The sequence below is a fragment of the Ruegeria sp. B1 genome, assembly GCF_056535885.1.
Map to the genome: position 1 here is coordinate 3,111,261 of NZ_JBQFJA010000001.1, position 16,807 is coordinate 3,128,067.

15 protein-coding genes and 1 tRNA gene are annotated in these 16,807 nt (G+C 55.2%); 7 read left to right on the forward strand and 9 right to left on the reverse strand.

The genetic code is table 11. The features are described 5' to 3' along the window. Nucleotides 1-16: 16 nt before the first annotated feature. Nucleotides 17-913, reverse strand: coding sequence for an RNA polymerase sigma factor RpoH (gene rpoH, locus ACR3ES_RS15365; protein ID WP_170429921.1), 897 nt, complete (start codon nucleotides 911-913; stop codon nucleotides 17-19). Nucleotides 914-1,055: 142 nt separating this feature from the next. Beyond that, a complete protein-coding gene (locus ACR3ES_RS15370) occupies nucleotides 1,056-2,093 on the reverse strand; it encodes an RluA family pseudouridine synthase (RefSeq protein WP_170429919.1) in 1,038 nt (345 codons plus the stop codon). Here ACR3ES_RS15370 and ACR3ES_RS15375 point away from each other — a divergent pair. Then, on the forward strand, nucleotides 2,092-2,394 hold the full coding sequence (locus tag ACR3ES_RS15375; protein WP_170429917.1) for a DUF6476 family protein: 303 nt from the start codon (nucleotides 2,092-2,094) through the stop codon (nucleotides 2,392-2,394). The two genes, ACR3ES_RS15370 and ACR3ES_RS15375, sit on opposite strands and share 2 nt — an antisense overlap. A gap of 12 nt (nucleotides 2,395-2,406) precedes the next feature. On the opposite strand, the gene ACR3ES_RS15380 is transcribed toward ACR3ES_RS15375, so the two are convergent. The 4 genes from ACR3ES_RS15380 to ACR3ES_RS15395 all read right to left on the reverse strand — a co-directional run bounded on the left by ACR3ES_RS15380 (nucleotide 2,407) and on the right by ACR3ES_RS15395 (nucleotide 8,064). Next, nucleotides 2,407-4,311, reverse strand: coding sequence for an ATP-grasp fold amidoligase family protein (locus ACR3ES_RS15380; RefSeq protein WP_170429915.1), 1,905 nt, complete (start codon nucleotides 4,309-4,311; stop codon nucleotides 2,407-2,409). Nucleotides 4,312-4,337: 26 nt separating this feature from the next. Then, complete coding sequence (locus ACR3ES_RS15385) at nucleotides 4,338-5,390, reverse strand: glycosyltransferase family 2 protein (RefSeq protein ID WP_480423821.1); 1,053 nt, start codon at nucleotides 5,388-5,390, stop codon at nucleotides 4,338-4,340. Between the two features lie 22 nt (nucleotides 5,391-5,412). Continuing rightward, nucleotides 5,413-6,084 carry a class I SAM-dependent methyltransferase gene (locus tag ACR3ES_RS15390; protein WP_170429913.1) on the reverse strand — a complete coding sequence of 224 codons (672 nt, stop codon included), beginning with the start codon at nucleotides 6,082-6,084 and terminating at the stop codon, nucleotides 5,413-5,415. A 99-nt stretch (nucleotides 6,085-6,183) separates the two neighbouring features. After that, nucleotides 6,184-8,064 carry a glycosyltransferase family 2 protein gene (locus tag ACR3ES_RS15395; RefSeq protein WP_170429911.1) on the reverse strand — a complete coding sequence of 627 codons (1,881 nt, stop codon included), beginning with the start codon at nucleotides 8,062-8,064 and terminating at the stop codon, nucleotides 6,184-6,186. Nucleotides 8,065-8,605: 541 nt separating this feature from the next. Between ACR3ES_RS15395 and ACR3ES_RS15400 the strand changes: the two genes are divergently transcribed. Beyond that, nucleotides 8,606-10,114, forward strand: a complete 1,509-nt coding sequence (locus tag ACR3ES_RS15400) for a hypothetical protein (RefSeq protein ID WP_480493340.1) — start codon at nucleotides 8,606-8,608, stop codon at nucleotides 10,112-10,114. Nucleotides 10,115-10,261: 147 nt separating this feature from the next. On the opposite strand, the gene ACR3ES_RS15405 is transcribed toward ACR3ES_RS15400, so the two are convergent. Continuing rightward, nucleotides 10,262-10,348, reverse strand: a tRNA-Leu gene (locus ACR3ES_RS15405). Nucleotides 10,349-10,489: 141 nt separating this feature from the next. On the opposite strand from ACR3ES_RS15405, the gene ACR3ES_RS15410 reads away from it, so the two are divergent. Beyond that, the gene (locus ACR3ES_RS15410; RefSeq protein ID WP_170429907.1) at nucleotides 10,490-11,149 is read left to right on the forward strand and encodes a DsbA family oxidoreductase; all 660 of its coding nucleotides are present in this window, start codon (nucleotides 10,490-10,492) and stop codon (nucleotides 11,147-11,149) included. 38 nt (nucleotides 11,150-11,187) lie between these two features. Then, nucleotides 11,188-11,859 (forward strand): lipoyl(octanoyl) transferase LipB, encoded by a 672-nt coding sequence (gene lipB / locus ACR3ES_RS15415; RefSeq protein ID WP_170429905.1) that lies wholly within the window; start codon nucleotides 11,188-11,190, stop codon nucleotides 11,857-11,859. Between the two features lie 629 nt (nucleotides 11,860-12,488). Here the strand turns inward: lipB and ACR3ES_RS15420 are convergent. Next, complete coding sequence (locus ACR3ES_RS15420; RefSeq protein ID WP_170429903.1) at nucleotides 12,489-12,908, reverse strand: HIT family protein; 420 nt, start codon at nucleotides 12,906-12,908, stop codon at nucleotides 12,489-12,491. A 303-nt stretch (nucleotides 12,909-13,211) separates the two neighbouring features. Between ACR3ES_RS15420 and ctaD the strand changes: the two genes are divergently transcribed. From ctaD to ACR3ES_RS15435, 3 genes are all read left to right on the forward strand, one after another. Then, the gene (ctaD, locus tag ACR3ES_RS15425; protein ID WP_170429901.1) at nucleotides 13,212-14,870 is read left to right on the forward strand and encodes a cytochrome c oxidase subunit I; all 1,659 of its coding nucleotides are present in this window, start codon (nucleotides 13,212-13,214) and stop codon (nucleotides 14,868-14,870) included. Between the two features lie 157 nt (nucleotides 14,871-15,027). Then, nucleotides 15,028-15,627, forward strand: coding sequence for a DsbA family protein (locus ACR3ES_RS15430; protein WP_480423824.1), 600 nt, complete (start codon nucleotides 15,028-15,030; stop codon nucleotides 15,625-15,627). Nucleotides 15,628-15,670: 43 nt separating this feature from the next. After that, complete coding sequence (locus tag ACR3ES_RS15435) at nucleotides 15,671-16,171, forward strand: DUF2244 domain-containing protein (protein WP_170429891.1); 501 nt, start codon at nucleotides 15,671-15,673, stop codon at nucleotides 16,169-16,171. A 4-nt stretch (nucleotides 16,172-16,175) separates the two neighbouring features. Here ACR3ES_RS15435 and ACR3ES_RS15440 read toward each other — a convergent pair whose 3' ends face one another. Beyond that, nucleotides 16,176-16,661: a GatB/YqeY domain-containing protein gene (locus ACR3ES_RS15440; RefSeq protein ID WP_170429889.1), complete on the reverse strand. Its 486-nt coding sequence runs from the start codon at nucleotides 16,659-16,661 to the stop codon at nucleotides 16,176-16,178. Nucleotides 16,662-16,807 lie beyond the last annotated feature (146 nt).

Sequence of the window (16,807 nt, forward strand, 5' to 3'; positions counted from 1 at the left end):
GGATTTTCGTCCCGGGTCAGACCGTGCTCAGCATGCCTTTTTCGCGTGCCAACTCGCGCATCTTCTTTTGCAGCTTTTCAAAGGCGCGCACCTCGATCTGGCGAATGCGTTCACGGCTGACATTGTATTGCGTGCTCAACTCTTCCAACGTGACCGGCTGATCCATCAGACGGCGTTGCGTCAGAATGTCCTTTTCGCGGTCATTCAGCACGTCAAGCGCAGCGGCCAGCAATTCGCGGCGCGCGTCCAACTCGTCCCGCGCCTCATAATCACCGGCCTGGTCGGCATCTTCGTCTTCCAGCCAGTCCTGCCATTGCATGGTCCCTTCGCCTTCGGAGCCGACGGTCGCATTCAGCGACGCGTCGCCACCGGACATGCGGCGGTTCATGCTGATCACTTCTTCTTCGGTCACGCCCAGATCATTTGCGATCTGCGTGACGTTTTCCGGGCGCATATCGCCCTCTTCCAACGCTCCGATGCGCGCCTTGGCCTTACGCAGGTTGAAGAACAGCTTTTTCTGAGCCGATGTCGTGCCCAGTTTCACCAGTGACCAGGACCGCAGGATGTATTCCTGGATAGAGGCCCGAATCCACCACATCGCATAAGTTGCCAGACGGAAACCCTTTTCGGGGTCAAACCGCTTAACGGCCTGCATCAGGCCTACATTGGCTTCCGAGATGACTTCGGCCTGGGGCAATCCATACCCCCGATATCCCATGGCGATCTTGGCCGCCAGGCGCAGGTGCGAGGTGACCATTTTATGCGCGGCTTCTGTGTCTTGCTCTTCGACCCAGCGCTTGGCCAGCATGTACTCTTCTTCCGGCTCCAGCAGGGGAAATTTGCGAATTTCCTGCATATAGCGGTTCAGGCCGCCCTCGGGCGTCGGCGCGGGGAGATTTGCGTAATTTGCCATTTTGATGTCCCTCCGACAAATGTTTATGTCTTTAACATACGATATGGGTAACAAACCCAATCCGTTCAAGAGGTATTGTTAACAGTCTGAAATTAAGCTTGGGTAAAGGAAAGCTAAGAAACTCTTACTCACAGGAGTTTGCTTATTGTGTCAGCGGTTTTCGCAGATCTGCAATCAAGTTTTCCATGTCTTCCGGCAAATCGGCCTCAAACCGCAGGTTTTCGCCCGTAACGGGGTGATCAAAGCCCAAAACCGCCGCATGCAGCGCCTGACGCGGAAACCCGCGCACACGCTCGACCGTTGCTTCGCTGAACGCCCGCGTTGCCAGTTTGCGTTTGCCCCCGTAAACCGGATCGCCCACCAATCCGTGCCCCACATGGGCCATATGCACGCGAATCTGATGCGTGCGCCCTGTCTCTAACCAGCACTCGATCAGTGTGAGCCCGGCAGGATCACCGAACGTCTCTACGCCACGCGCTCGGGTCACGGCGTGGCGGCCACCGTGAAACAGAACCGCCTGCTTCTGGCGATCCACCTTGTGGCGGGCCAATTGCGTGGTGATCCGCAGAACGTTGCCGGGCTCAAAGCTGACCCCTTTGATGCCCCTCAGGCGGGGATCATTGGCGTCGGGCACACCATAGCAGAGGGCGCAATAGTATCGCTCGACGCTATGCGCCTCGAACTGCGCAGCCAACCCATGATGCGCCGCGTCGGATTTGGCGACAACCAGTAACCCGCTGGTGTCCTTGTCGATACGGTGCACGATACCGGGGCGCTTGACGCCCCCAACCCCGGACAGATCCGCACCACAATGGTGCAGCAATGCGTTCACCAGCGTCCCGCCGGGCGAACCAGGCGCTGGATGCACCACCATACCTGCCGGTTTATCGATCACGATCAGGTCCGCGTCCTCATAGAGGATCACGAGCGGAATATCCTCCGGCTCGATATAGCTGTCCTGGGCCTCGGCCACGGTAATGACCACCGCCGCGCCTTCCGGAACCTTGGATTTTGGGTCGCGCGCAATCGCGCCATCAATTTGCACCGCACCGTCTTCGATCAACCGCACCAAACGCGTGCGCGACAGGGCCTCTGCTGCTGGCACATCCCGTGAAAGCGCCTTATCAAGGCGGGGTGGCGGAGCGGCCGCGATCTGAAACTCAATCTGGCGGGTGCCCATGACTGTCCCTTCCGAACCCCAGGAACCGCAGGAAACGCCGCAGCTTCGCCTGCTGCGGCGCATGGTCATGCTGCTGACCGCGGTGATGATTGGCGGGGTTCTAGTGACATTTGCGTTGATTGTCATCCGACTATCGGACCGCACCCCAACCCTGCCCGATCAGGTCGAATTGCCCGATGGCGCGCGCGCTCAGGCCGTCACGATTGGCAACAACTGGTATGCCGTGGTGACTGACGACAACCGTATCCTGATCTTTGACAAGACGACCGGTAACTTGCGCCAGGACATACCCGTCGAGTAACCCTGCGCTGCTTTAGTTCGGAAACAATCGCGTGCCCGTCCAGGCATCGCCCAACTGAGTGTCCAACTCTGGCGTGCGCATTTGCCGTTTGCCTCCAAACGGGCAAAGCGTGATTTCACCCATGTAAACCTTGCTTCCGACCGAGTAGAGATCCACGCGAGCGAATTCGACACGCCGTCCAACAGCCTCGGCAATCGTGACCATATCCCCAAATCGTTCCGGCCGGGGCTCGGTGTCTTCGCTCGTTTCGAAGTAAAGCTCTTTGGCGATGAAATTATAATCCCTGTCATGGATCATTTGAACATGTCCGCGTGAGCGGTCTCGGTCGACCTGAACAAGCTGGACCCGCCCCGCAACTACCCAGAACTTCCAATCAATGATGTCCTCACCCTCTGATGCGAGATTTTCTTCAATAAAGTACTGTGTGTCGATGGTTGAATACCACCATTCAGCCGCCCAGTACCCGTGCGGCACTGAACTCCTACTCCAGATTTCCAGGTTTCGGTTCGCGAGCCGCCGCGATTCTCTGGTAAGAGGCCAGTTTAGACGATGGTTTTGTCCCTGGGCGTTATTACACTTAAGCCAGTAACTTCCTGAGTTGAGGTCAAGTTCAGGAAGGGCTGGATCAGAAGAGACCCAGTATCGCTGAACCGGTGTTAGCAGACCTTTCGCTTCCTCAGGCACAAAATCTTCCGCTTTTAGCTTGTCTGCCGCACTGACAACGGGAAACTCGGCAAAAAGCTTCATGATCAACAGTTTCTCAGTCAACGTAGCAGGTGCCAACAAGTCAGGCAGGTAGCGGTGATTTTTTACAAACCGAAACAGCGACAGCATTAGAGCATTCAGTCGCGCAGGTTCGCTACCGTAGTGATCCCACCCGCGCAGATAGCCATTGCGCGGTTCTTCGTGCACACGGTAAAGACCCTGATCTTTTATTTTGTCCAACTCATTTTGCGCAAACCGCAGATAATCCCTGCGGTCTGACAAAAGCGCAACGGGCATCTTTCCACCCGTTGCCGCACTAATTTGTTCGTTGGTTAAACGCAGATCAGGCAGCGTATCTGGTAACTCAATAGGCTTGGGGGCACCCCTGCCTTTACGAGGGAGCGGCGCAGTGTTGGGGCGGATGCCCAAGCCACGCAAACGCCGATCCAGGAAAGAATGCCTTTTAATGCCTTTGGCAATCCACCATCGCATACGACGCCCCCAAAGATGAACGGCCAGCGTTTCATCTTTGATGTAAGTATTGCGAAACTCCCGTGCAGGGATGTCATTGGCCTGCCCGGTCTGACGAAACGGCAATGGATAGAAGACCGAGGGCGGGCTGGCATACTGTATCTCTCCATGGTGTCTGAGAAACCAGGTCATGACGTCCGGCCCATAAACGCTGTGATCTTGATCCGATGCGTGCGGCAATTCTCCAGCTTGTTTCATCGCTTCAAGCCGTTGCCTCTCTTCCCCCTCAACCCAGGGGCGTATGGGAAATGAGTCCAAACTGTATTCAGTATAGGCTTTCAAAGCGGGGCTATTGGGCGGCAAGCGCATTACAGCGTTGCAAATTGTGGTTTTGTTAAAAAAACCAAAAATGTATTCCGATTTCGGAATTGGTGCCAACGAAAACACATCGGTATCACACCAGAGAAAATCGGTTTTCTTCATTAACTGAAGTCTGAAAATGTCAGACTGCGGCACAGGCGTATTGAACGTATTGCTCATGATGAACTGCTTGGGTTCATGAATCTCGTTGGCCGACACCAATTCAATCCCCTCGGGGACGTTCTCGACCTCACCATAGTGAAACAGAACCACTTTGTGCCCGTTCGCCACAAAGGACAGCAGACACATCTGCTCAAGAAAGCTCAACGGGCCCTCCAACCAGAGCATTCCAATTGTCGGCAAGTTGTTTTCGGCAACCATTATGTCACTGCTCCGAACTTTTTTAACTATGATTCAGTCTGTTGCCCATCCGAAGGGTGCATCTCGTCCTTTGCAAGCTTCTCGTGCACGCCGCGATCCCGGGCAACGAAGTTCACCGCCGGCTTTTTGACAAGTTTCTGGTAAAGATCCTGATAGTCCGGAACCTCCAGCAGATTTGAAATCAGAGTCTTGTGCCACCGAAAGGCCCTTTTGTGCAACCGTCTGAGAGCATCGTCCGACCTGAACTCGGCAAGCAACGCCTCAACGTCATCCTGGTATCTGAGGATTGAAGCATCCTCGGCCCCGCCCCGGTTCCAGCGGTCCCAATACTCGGTCCCCAGCGTCTCAGACGAATGGTTCGCTCGGCCTCTACTGCGCTTGGACAGATAGGCTTGCGTCGAGCGCACTGCGTAGTGGTTGATCTGCGCCACGTCAAATCCGAATGGTGGTGAGACATGGTTGCCGTAGGGCGCAGCCTCGGCCGCATGGCGGCCGGGGACTGACCGAAACACGTCCGCTTGAAAATCAGGTCTGGGATGAGGGTTGTGCAACCCATAGCGCGTATAGACATCACCCTGGCGGAACATCGATTTCACAAACCGCCGACCAGCCCCGCCGTCTTCGAAATCAAGCTCCGCGTCGGTGAACTGACCGGTAACCGGCAGGTCGCGCAGCACGTGGCGGCCATTGTTTGAAAAAATCTTCCACGGGATGGATATCACGTCCACATCAGGCGTCGCATCGATCAGATCGTCGACCTTGTGATTGCCGACATGGATGTTCAGAAACTCGTCGGCATCGCAGACATAGACCCACTTTGCCTCTTTCACTTCGGGCAAACGGCGCGCCTGGCGCAGTGCCGAGCGGTGAATGCCACCCACGCCTACACGGTTCCTACGAAAGTCCACATGCCCCAGAGCCTGAAGCCGCTTTAGAATCTGGTTGGTTCCGTCCGTGCAGTCATTGGTGTAGACAAAAATTCTGTCGAAGCCGAGAACCTTGTGATGGGCCACCCATTCCAGAATATAGGGCCCCTCGTTCTTCATGGCCGAGATGAGGACTTTCTCAGGCTTGTCCATCGCAATTTCTCAGATTCACTGCCTACTCTTCGTCAGTCTTGCGGTCATCTTGGGGAACGATCTTCTCTATTGCGATCTGTGCGCCAGCAATCGCCCGGATACGCAGTTCCCTGGGGTGCATCCCCAGAAACTCGTTGACTGCGCGGATGACCCCGTCGCCCCACCAACCACGGCGGTGGTAATCGTCAAAGGCCATGATGCCGCCCTGCTTTATCTTGGGAAACAGCGCCGCCAGATCGGCCGACACACCTTCGTAAGAATGATCGCCATCCACATAGGCAAAAGAAATGCTGTCGTCCTGAAAAAGCTGAAGCGCAGGGACCGAGAAATCGCGGATGATGCCGACCCTGCCCTCGTCGATCTCTTTTTCAAACGACTTGACCACTTTCTGGAAAATAGCCTCCATCTTCTCGTCTTCCGTACGACCCACAAACGCCGTTGTGTGCGACTCCTCACCGATGTGTTTCCATGGGTCGATGAGAAACAGCTGGCTGGGCTCCAAAAGCTTCAGAATGGTCGGAGAGAATTCGCCCTGCCAAACCCCGATCTCGACGGCCACGCCACCCTTGGGCAAGCGTGACAGAAAAGTACGGCGAATGGCGTCTTTGGTATTCTTTCGCTTGCCAGCCTTGGCCGCTTTTGGTTTCTCCTGACGCCCAGGAATCGCACCGATAACCTTGGATTCGTCTGACATCTCGACCTCACTGTGCTGCCGGGGTTTATTTGAGATATCGATCCCACCCGCTCGTTTCTTACCAAACGGGTACCATGCCGTCGCCACAAGAGCCAGAAGCTATGTGCTTTCTGTGTTTAACGGTGGCAACTTGTCGATACCAAGCCACGGTGGTTCTAAACTGGTAACCCGATATCGAGCCGCGTTATCGGAAAGGAACCTGTTGATTGCGGCGGACATCCCCGAATAGGACCCCGCACCTCGCCGGTACGATGTAAACGCAATACTCCCGCCGGGGGCCAGGACCCTATCGATCCGTCTGAGCAATTGAAACATGACACGTTCCGCCCGAACGCCTCGAATAATAAAAACACCCGCACTTTCATCTTCGAACAGTTTTAGCATCAGCGCAGGCATCGCCCTGAATACACGCAGTCTTCCGGACAACAGCGGCGCCCGGAAATGCTCCAAAAACGCATAAAACGCGCGATCAAGTGCCTGAAGGTCCGGATCTTGTGCAGTGTCTTTGCATGCGAACCCGTTCCACGATAGCCCCCACGGCGCAATGACCGTCAATTGCGCCACGGTTTTTAGGTCCAGGATTTCTTCGACGATTTCTATTTCGACCTGACCAATCAGGACCCAGGATTTTTTACCGCTGATGGACTTCAGGAATCTTTTACGTTGTTTGGCTGTCTTCTTAATCTCGTTAGACGATTTTGGCAGAAAATCGGGATCTCTGGGATCGAACGGTAAGTTAACCTGCTTTGGATCAGTAATTTTGGCGTGTTCTGCCGCAGCTTGCTGGTAATCTAACGGTGTACCCAGACTGTCCAGACGAACAAACCAAGGGTAGTTCATTGATTTCGAATTGCCGACAACGGCCATTTGCCCAATGCGGTTCCACTTGGCAACCTGCGCGAAACTCACTTCCGGATCTTTGTAGGTTTCGACATCAAATGAGGTGTTTGCTTCTTCCAACACACCCAAATCCAAGGCCTTAATACACGCTCCGCCGCGAAAATTCTGATATCTCTTTATGAATCCTTTTGCCGCGTCGGTTTCACGGATTTCCGCGATTTTAGTCCTATGGAAAGCAACCGCCTGCTCGTGCAATGACAACAAGACCTCGTCTTTGAGCAGACGATCATAGACCCGACGAAGCCGGTCAACTTTGGACAGGATCGAACGCTCTTCGACCGTATTGAAGCAATGCATATGCCAATAGGCCTGCCCTGTGGCTTCCATCTTGGGATGAAAGGCCGTTGTGTTGACATCACCCCGAAGTCGCTTGATCAAATAGCTTTCGATGGACCTGACGGCGTAATGGTTCATGCGAAACAAGGACGTACCAAAGGCGGCCCCGGTCGTGGTGAAGGCCCACCCCCGTCGACGCATCGCGGGTGGCAAAGGATCCCCATCCCCATCCACCCAACCAAAGCCGTCGACCTTACCGGGAATTGGTCCTCGTGGTCGATGCGTGTTTATTGACCGATACGAACCGTTATTTCGGATCAGCGATTTGAACGCACGTACATTCTGCGGCATGACCATGCCCAGTTCGCCTGCGCGCGTGAATTGCTCGACGACAAGCCGATCTTCGAATTCAACGATGCCGCTATGTCCAAACAACTGCCACAGCGCGGCAAAACCATCCGCATGTGGCAACGCCCGGAACAGATCGTCCAACGCGCCATCGCCGATGCGGATATCCAGGAACTCGTCGACATCGCATACAAGGATCCACTCCGCCTCGTTGTACCACGGCTGCTCCATCGCCTTCGCATAGGCGGATGCCTGCGGCCCGAATTTCCAGGGCCCCGGATTGTCTATGTGTGTGAGAAAGCCAAGCTCTTCACATCGCCGCAGGATTTTGTCGGTTCCGTCCGAACAGTCATTCGAACTGACAATGAAATGCGTAAAGCCGATGGACAAGTAATAGGCGACCCATTCTAGAATAAACGGTCCCTCGTCCTTCATCGTCGATATGATAAGTCTCATCGGCGTAGACCTGGTACCATTGCTTTGGGCTCAAGGATTTCCCGTGAGTTCGCGTTCTTGCCGGCGCGTGCAGGTGCACAGAACCGCTCGACTTTGTTACGGTTCAAGAACCTGCTTTGCAAGGGAGAGGCCGAGGCCAAAAGCGGCACTGTGCTTTTCGGAACGTCCCCGGCTCTCAGGAAAACGGATTGAGCTTCAGCGGACTACCCAGATACCCAAACCATTTTTTCGGCTGATGTGGTGCGGTTTAGAGGGGTAGCGGACTCTATTTGGCGGCGTTAACGCGACAACAAAAACATGCGCTCGCCTGCTGCAATGGTCCGGCAATCTGGTCGCCTACTCACAGTCTACCCAAAGCACACGCCACCCCTGGTTCAAAAAGATGCGGCAGGGGCTCGAGAGTTAAAATCCCTGGCAGCCGAGCTCATGCGCTCGATTCACGATTTACCATCTCTCGCAGAGGCTTAGCAAAAAAGGACCCGAGGCATTTGTTGTCTCGTCTAGCAAAAGAAGGCTTCTTTGGAAAAAAGTCTGCTCAATAATGCCAAAAAAAGGTACAATAAAACTATTTAACCCAAAATACTTGATTGAGATGATCGACATGACAGAGAAAGATAAGAACTCTCCTGAGAACACCGGTATATCCGTTGCGGATCTAAGATCACATACCGAGAGTGTTGTTAATCAAATTTCACGCCATACCGAAGTAATGAAGGATGCATTGAGCAGCGAGAAGCAGCTATTGGCCGATGGGCTACAAAAACAAATCGACAATGCTGGCAGAGTGATAGACGGGCAAAGGTGGACGGTTACTACAGTCCTCAGTATTTTTGCAGCCTTGGCCATTGGCGCAGGATACTTATTCGGCTCAGAGTTTTCGCAGCTAGAGGAATCGATTAACAATGACATTGCCACTCGAGCCGAGTCATTTGAAACGCAGATCAACGACGCACTCGATAATTTGGAAAAAAGCCGACAGGAAATTGGAACTCAACTCAGAGAGTTTGACGACACTCAGGAAAGGAAATTGACCGAACTGGCCACTCGACTGGATACGGAGTTGCTAAAATTTGAAGACCTGCTGGAAGTACAGTTAAAGCTAATTCCGTCAGCCGTCCGAGACACTGTCCTCCAAGATAGTCAGACGGCCGAACGTGCCTCAAAAATATGGAGTACAATGGGGCCGCTTCTTCAGAACCTGGAAGACAGTAACGAGAAGTATGGCAGAGTTCTCAGAAACGCCGGAGTGGTGATTGAGAACTTTGAAAAGTTACCCTACAGCATTGATGCAGCCTACTCGCAGTTGGAAAAAATAGAGACTGACTTTCTCGGTCAAGAGGAAGATTTCACTGAAGAGAACCGAGTTCGCGCCGCCTCCCTGCTGTCAACGATGGTTAGTGAGAGCTTGGAGGGAGCGGTAGATCCCAACACGCTTTTTAACTCGTCAGTTGCTGCAAATCGTCTCGGGTTTATGGACGAGGCCCTGAAATTAGCAATTCTAGCGGAGTGGTTTCAGACCAGCCTTCACCACTCGGCAATGCGCCTGGAGCGTGAAGCCTTGACAGGCGTTTCTTACGATATGAAGGACAATAAACTTGTTCCCGTGAAGGTATCTCCGGCCAATGTCAGGCAAAATGCTTGGGCTGAAATGCTCGAGGTCATTCGCCAGCTTCCTCGTCAAGAATCGCAGCAGATTTTTTTTCGCGCTAAGAAAGTTGCCAATCGGTATGCCAGCTTAGGTTACTATGATGACTTAATAGATGCGATCACGGACGGTATAGAACAGTCCTCGAACCAGCCTACGTCGTATGTATACGTTTCACTTGCTGACTTACATGCGTCCCGTGCGGCACCGAACTGGAGGGTAGAGTATCTTAAATCTGTTGATTCCGCAGTTCGGCTTCTTCGGAGCGAGCCAGCGACTGCGAGTTGGTATGAAGACTCAGTTACAGAAATGTTTGATACCGCCGACCAGTTGGATATGGCGGATGAAGTTAGCCAAGTACTCATCAGTTATGGCCTCGTTCCAGGAAGCGACGAAGGCGGTTAACCGAGCCAGTTCTCACGAGCGCTTTCTGGTCCTTAAACTGGCCTTCGCAGACCGCATTCAATACGACCGAAATCAGGGCCCTAGAGCCCCGAAAATATCTCTGTCATTCAAATTGTTAGAGGAGATCACAGACCACAGATTCTGTTCTGGTGCGGTCGAGAAGACTCGAACTTCCACGGGTGTTACCCCACAGCGACCTCAACGCTGCGCGTCTACCAATTCCGCCACGACCGCACTGCCAGTGACTTGGTAAAGGGGCGTATAGACGTTGCGACGGGCGATGTGAAGAGGCAAAAACCGGGCGGTTTGAAATCTCGCCGAGCGCCCTTATTGTGAGCTTTAACCAACATCTCTTATGACCTTCTGGAGCCGCAGATGTCCACGTCTGATCCCCGCCCCGCTGTACAGATCGACATTGTCTCTGATGTGGTTTGCCCGTGGTGCATTGTCGGCTTTCTTCAACTCGATCAGGCGCTGCAGAACCGTGGTGTACTGGCTCGGCTAAGATGGCATCCATTTGAGTTGAACCCCACGATGCCGCCGGAAGGTCAGAACCTGCGTGAGCATATTGCCGAGAAATATGGCTCGAACGCCGAACAAAGCCAGCAGGTCCGCGATCATCTGACCTCGATCGGTGCCGAACTCGGTTTCACCTTCAACTTCAATGATGACAGCCGGATCGTGAACACCTTTGCTGCGCATCAGCTGCTGGATTGGGCGGAGACGCAAGGCCGCCAGCACCCGTTGAAACTGGCGCTGTTCGACACGTATTTCACCAAGCAACAAGATGTATCTGACCCCGAGGTTCTGATGGCCGCAGTCGGCGCTGCAGGGCTAGATCCGGATGCCGCGCGTGCGGCGCTGGCCTCGGGCGATCATGCAGGGAAAGTCCGCGAAAAGCAGACATTCTGGACCAGTCGAGGTATTTCAGGCGTTCCATCCATGGTGTTTGGCGGAAAGTATCTTTTGACGGGCGCGCAAGGCGCCGACACCTATGCACACGTTCTGGACCGGTGCTTGACCGAAGCTGCGTGACCCTTTTCCCCGGGACCCTCGCAGAGTATGAGGCCACTATGGAATGGAGAATTACAGACGGTCTGACAGGGTATGACGACGCCGTTGCCTTTATGGAGGCGCGCGTGGCGGCCATTGCGGCAGGTGACGCAGACGAATGCATATGGCTGTTGGAGCACCCCCCCCTCTATACCGCAGGCACCTCAGCCAAGATCGAGGACCTGACGGAGCCGGATCGGTTTCCGGTTTATGAGAGCAAGCGGGGCGGCGAATACACCTATCACGGGCCCGGACAACGGGTGGCCTATGTGATGCTGGACCTGAACAAACGAGGGCGCGACCTGCGCCAGTTCGTGAAGCAACTGGAGACCTGGGTGATTTCAGCTCTGGCTGAGTTCAATGTGCAAGGCGAAATCCGCGCCGGGCGGGTTGGTGTCTGGGTGCGGCGGGACGACAAGCCGCTGACCCTCGCGGGAAACCCGGCCGAAGACAAGATTGCCGCCATTGGACTGCGCCTGCGCAAATGGGTCAGCTTTCATGGCATTTCAATCAATGTCGAACCGGACCTTGAGCATTTTTCCGGCATCGTGCCCTGCGGGATCAGCGAGTATGGCGTGACCTCGCTGGTCGATCTGGGATTACCTGTAACAATTGCGGATCTGGACTCCGCTTTGCAAAAGACCTTTGCAGAAGTCTTTGAATCCCCGCACACCGGCCCAGCCGCCATCTGACGCGCGGTTCGAATCGCGCTGGCCCCGGGAAAAAAGAACAATCCGCTAGGGGTATGCCTTCTGTTTCCAAAGCACGCGCCAAATCAACGATGATTGCCGGAATTTAGTAGAATATTTATCCAATATTCATGTTCACTGGACATATCAGACGGGTTAGCGAGTAGTATAACACGACCAGTCTAGAGTGAGTGGTATGTTAAACCGGTGATCGCGGGTTCGCCCGAGTAATCCGATAAGTGTTTGGTTACGAGTCTGCCGTTCCGACCCCAAATCGGAACGGCAATTCTCTTTTTGGCCCCTAGCTCTCTCCATGACCGAACCGCGCCGGTCCCGAACAGGCGCGTCAGGTCTGTTCGAGCTCAAGCGTCGCACGATCGATCCCAAAACGATCATGCAAATCCTGCCGAACCTGGCCTTGAATGTCTTCGGCCTCTGGCCATGCCTCCGCTATGGGCATGCTCATGCGCCATTGCGGTCACGCCCTATATCCGCGCCCCCGAACAAAGTCCTGCCAATCTCTGAGGGCCCGCAAACAGGATTAAACACGCAACCAAACCAAAACCCGTATCGTCCGCGCGGGACTACGGGGGCACGGCGCGCTGATGAAAACAGTCGGCACGCACCAATGCTCAGGCCAGCGCGGCTTTTATCTTTTCCCCATGATCTGCGATCAGGTCGAAATCGCCCATCTTGCCGGGGGGGCGAATGGATACACCTTCGTGGCGCGGCAGGACGTGGACATGCAGATGAAACACTTCTTGCCCTCCAGCGGCCTCGTTAAACTGCTGGATCGTGACACCATCGGCGTCAAAGGCTGCCTTGACCGCGCGGGACATCTTCTGAACCGTTGCCATGACGGCGGCCATCTGTTCGGGCGTGGCGTCCAGGATATTGCGGCACGGTGTTTTGGGAATGACCAACAGATGACCGTCGGCGCGCGGCATGATATCCATAAAGGCCAGCGTGTCGTCATCTTCGTAAACGCGGGTTGCGGGGATCTCGCCCCGCAGAATTTTTGCAAAGATGTTGTCGGGATCGTAACTGTCCATTTCGGGCCTCCGGTTTCGGATTTGGGCTTAGTTTTGCGGCCCCCTGTAACGGGGGTCAAGGCGCATCTTTTCCAAAAGCAGCAAAACAAATTTGCGGCGCGCAGGAACGCTTGCTGACGACGACCGGACAGCTGACACAAAGACCAAGTCAGCGCGAGACGCCTCGTGCCCGCGACAATTAATCTTGATCCAGATCAAACTCGACCATTGAAGGTACTGTCTTCGCATTCTAAAACCAGCAGGAAACCTGCGCGTCGGAGAGGTCCGGCCGCGCGGCGTCGTTGCAACAGGAGGCACCTAATAATGGCAGACGCAGCCATTCACGGTCACGACCATGAAGACAAGCGCAGTTTTTTCACGCGCTGGTTCATGTCGACCAACCACAAGGATATCGGGATTCTCTACCTGATCTTCTCGGCGCTCGCCGGGTTTATCTCGGTCGCGATGACCATCTACATGCGACTCGAGCTGATGCACCCCGGTGTCCAGTACATGTGCCTCGAAGGGTTCATGGCCGATCCGTGTACCCCAAACGGACATCTTTGGAACGTGATGATCACCTACCATGGTGTTCTTATGATGTTCTTCGTGGTCATCCCCGCCCTGTTCGGTGGATTTGGCAACTATTTCATGCCGTTGCAGATCGGTGCACCGGACATGGCCTTCCCGCGGATGAACAACCTGTCCTTCTGGCTTTATGTTGCCGGGACCTCGCTGGGTGTGGCTTCGCTGCTCAGCCCCGGAGGTAACGATCAGCTTGGGTCTGGCGTGGGCTGGGTTCTGTACCCACCGCTGTCGACGACCGAGGGCGGCATGTCCATGGACCTTGCGATCTTTGCCGTGCACGTATCGGGCGCCTCCTCGATCCTCGGCGCGATTAACATGATTACCACCTTCCTGAACATGCGCGCCCCGGGCATGACCCTGTTCAAGGTGCCGCTGTTCAGTTGGTCGATCTTTATCACCTCGTGGCTGATTCTGCTGTCGCTGCCGGTTCTGGCCGGTGCGATCACCATGCTGCTGATGGACCGTAACTTTGGCTTCACCTTCTTTGATCCAGCCGGCGGTGGTGACCCGATCCTGTATCAGCACATCCTGTGGTTCTTCGGCCACCCGGAAGTGTACATCGTGATCCTGCCGGGCTTCGGCATCATCAGCCACGTTATTGCGACCTTCTCGCGCAAACCGATCTTCGGCTACCTGCCGATGGTCTGGGCGCTGATTGCAATCGGTGTTCTGGGCTTTGTGGTCTGGGCGCACCACATGTACACGGTTGGCATGTCGCTGCGTCAGCAGGCGTATTTCATGTTAGCCACGATGGTGATCGCTGTACCCACAGGCGTTAAGGTCTTCTCTTGGATTGCGACCATGTGGGGCGGCTCGATCGAGTTCAAAACCCCAATGCTGTTTGCCTTCGGCTTCCTGTTCCTGTTCACCGTTGGCGGTGTGACCGGTGTGGTTCTGTCGCAGGCGGGTATCGACCGCGCCTATCACGACACCTACTACGTTGTGGCGCACTTCCACTACGTGATGAGCCTGGGTGCCGTGTTCGCGATCTTTGCGGGCGTCTACTTCTACTTCTCGAAGATGACGGGCCGTCAGTACTCGGAGTTCTGGGGCAAGGTGCACTTTTGGATGTTCTTCATCGGTGCCAACCTGACGTTCTTCCCGCAGCATTTTCTGGGCCGTCAGGGCATGCCACGCCGTTACATCGACTATCCCGAGGCCTTCGCGCTCTGGAACTTTGTGTCGTCGATTGGTGCGTTCATCTCGTTTGCCTCGTTCCTGTTGTTCTTCGGCATCGTGATCTACGCCCTGCTACGCGGCGCGCGCGAGACCCGGCCGAACCCGTGGAACGAATACGCGGATACGCTGGAATGGACCCTGCCCTCGCCACCGCCCGAGCACACGTTCGAGCAACTGCCGAAGCAGGAAGACTGGGACAAGGGCCACGCGCACTGAACCGGTTCTTATAGAAACAGAAACCCCGCCCACAGTGGCGGGGTTTTTGTTTGTCGTGGCGGCGGCGGATCAGCGGACTGCGGTATCGACATCGCCAGATCGCCAAAAATACGCTATTCTGGGTCGGGCAACTTGTCCGGCAAACCGGAGGGTCCAGATGCCAGAAATTGATTTTTGGTTCTCAATAGGCAGCACCTACAGCTTTCTCACGATCATGCGGCTGGATGACTGGTGCATTGAAAACGATGCCACAGTGCGGTGGCGCCCGTTCAACGTTCGTACCGTGATGCTGGACCAGCAGAACGTTCCGTTTACGGGGAAACCGGTGAAATCCGCCTATATGTGGCGCGACATTGAACGCCGCGCGGCCAAATATCACATCCACGCAAAACTGCCTGCACCCTATCCGATCTCGGATCTGGCGCTTGCCAATCAGGTTGCCCTGCTAGGGATGCAGGACGGTTGGGGCAAGGCGTTTACTCAGAACCTCTATCGCATTTGGTTCGAAGAACGCGTCGAAGCCGGAAGCGAGGCCGCCGTGTCCGAGGCTCTGCTGCGCTGCCAGCAGGATCCGCGCCTGATGTTGGCCCGTGCGCGCAGCCCGGACAGCGTCAAAGCACTGGAAACCGAGACCGTTCAGGCGACCAAACTTGGCGTGTTCGGTGCACCCAGTCTTGTTGTTCGTGGCGAGGTGTTCTGGGGCGATGACAGGCTGGACGATGCCCTGTCCTGGGCCCGTGTCGGCCACGTCATATAGTTTTTAACGTCGACAGACCACATCATACCGCTATTTTTCTGCCATGCCCTATAGATGGAATCAGACATCTGCGACGGAACAGGAACTGCGCCTCTGGCCGCACAACTCCCTGCCCCCGCGCGGGGCGATGATTGTCATACTGTCCGTTTTTTTGTTCGGCCTGATCCCGTTGCTTGCCATGCTGGGATCGGTCGTGCTGTGGGGCCTGTTGCCGTTCCTGTTGCTCACGGTTCTGGGCCTCTGGCTGGCCATTCACACGAATTACCGCGCCCGCAGCGTGTTCGAAGTTCTGACCCTCAGCGGCACGCAGGCCAGGCTGATCCATCACGTCCCGGGCAAAGAAGAACAGGAGTGGACCTGCAACCGATATTGGGCCAGGCCGGAAATGCACATCAAGGGCGGCCCGGTCCCGCATTATGTCACATTGGTCGGCGACGGGCGCGAGGTCGAGATCGGCGCCTTCCTGTCCGAGGACGAGCGCATCACACTGTATGACGATCTTGTCGAGAAACTGCGCGAACCGGCCCCAGAACAAGGTGCTTGAGGGCTCAGCAGGCGCCGTTTGAGGCCGCGCAGAGATGGTCCTTGACCATTGGGCCGACCTTTCCAAAGTCCATTTGCCCGGTATAGCGGGTCTTTAACTCCCCCATGACCTTGCCCATGTCGCGGATCGAGCCGGCACCGGTGGCGGTGATCGCCGTCTGAATCGCCTTGTTGACTTCATCGTCATCCAATTGCCTGGGCAGGAATTCCTCAATCACCGAGACCTCGCGCAGCTCCCGCTCGGCCAGGTCCAGCCGCCCACCCTCTTCGTAGGCCCGCGCGCTTTCCTTGCGCTGCTTGGTCATTTTGCCAAGAATTTCAAGAACCTCGGGATCGCCGCATCCTTTGACCTCTTCATTGCCGGACGCGCGCGTGGCGATATCGCGGTCTTTGATGGCCGCATTGATCAGCCGCAAGGTCGACAGACGCTCGGCTTCTTTGTCTTTCATAGCTTGCTTCAGGGCTGTGTTCACCCGTGATCGCATATCCATTTGGTGTGTCCATCCCCATGGCAAAGGAACCCCGACCATACCGAAACAAAAAGCAGGGCACAACAGTCGACAGATATACCTAACTTATTGAAATCAAAAGATAGCCCAAAAATTGAACAGACTTGACCCAGCGCCCCAACCCACTT

Coding starts and splice junctions, on each gene's coding strand:
- rpoH (WP_170429921.1), bottom strand. CDS start 913: ATGGCAAATTACGCAAATCTCCCCGCGCCGACGCCCGAGGGCGGCCTG.
- ACR3ES_RS15375 (WP_170429917.1), top strand. CDS start 2,092: ATGACTGTCCCTTCCGAACCCCAGGAACCGCAGGAAACGCCGCAGCTT.
- ACR3ES_RS15370 (WP_170429919.1), bottom strand. CDS start 2,093: ATGGGCACCCGCCAGATTGAGTTTCAGATCGCGGCCGCTCCGCCACCC.
- ACR3ES_RS15380 (WP_170429915.1), bottom strand. CDS start 4,311: ATGGTTGCCGAAAACAACTTGCCGACAATTGGAATGCTCTGGTTGGAG.
- ACR3ES_RS15385 (WP_480423821.1), bottom strand. CDS start 5,390: ATGGACAAGCCTGAGAAAGTCCTCATCTCGGCCATGAAGAACGAGGGG.
- ACR3ES_RS15390 (WP_170429913.1), bottom strand. CDS start 6,084: ATGTCAGACGAATCCAAGGTTATCGGTGCGATTCCTGGGCGTCAGGAG.
- ACR3ES_RS15395 (WP_170429911.1), bottom strand. CDS start 8,064: ATGAGACTTATCATATCGACGATGAAGGACGAGGGACCGTTTATTCTA.
- ACR3ES_RS15400 (WP_480493340.1), top strand. CDS start 8,606: ATGCCAAAAAAAGGTACAATAAAACTATTTAACCCAAAATACTTGATT.
- ACR3ES_RS15410 (WP_170429907.1), top strand. CDS start 10,490: ATGTCCACGTCTGATCCCCGCCCCGCTGTACAGATCGACATTGTCTCT.
- lipB (WP_170429905.1), top strand. CDS start 11,188: ATGGAATGGAGAATTACAGACGGTCTGACAGGGTATGACGACGCCGTT.
- ACR3ES_RS15420 (WP_170429903.1), bottom strand. CDS start 12,908: ATGGACAGTTACGATCCCGACAACATCTTTGCAAAAATTCTGCGGGGC.
- ctaD (WP_170429901.1), top strand. CDS start 13,212: ATGGCAGACGCAGCCATTCACGGTCACGACCATGAAGACAAGCGCAGT.
- ACR3ES_RS15430 (WP_480423824.1), top strand. CDS start 15,028: ATGCCAGAAATTGATTTTTGGTTCTCAATAGGCAGCACCTACAGCTTT.
- ACR3ES_RS15435 (WP_170429891.1), top strand. CDS start 15,671: ATGCCCTATAGATGGAATCAGACATCTGCGACGGAACAGGAACTGCGC.
- ACR3ES_RS15440 (WP_170429889.1), bottom strand. CDS start 16,661: ATGGATATGCGATCACGGGTGAACACAGCCCTGAAGCAAGCTATGAAA.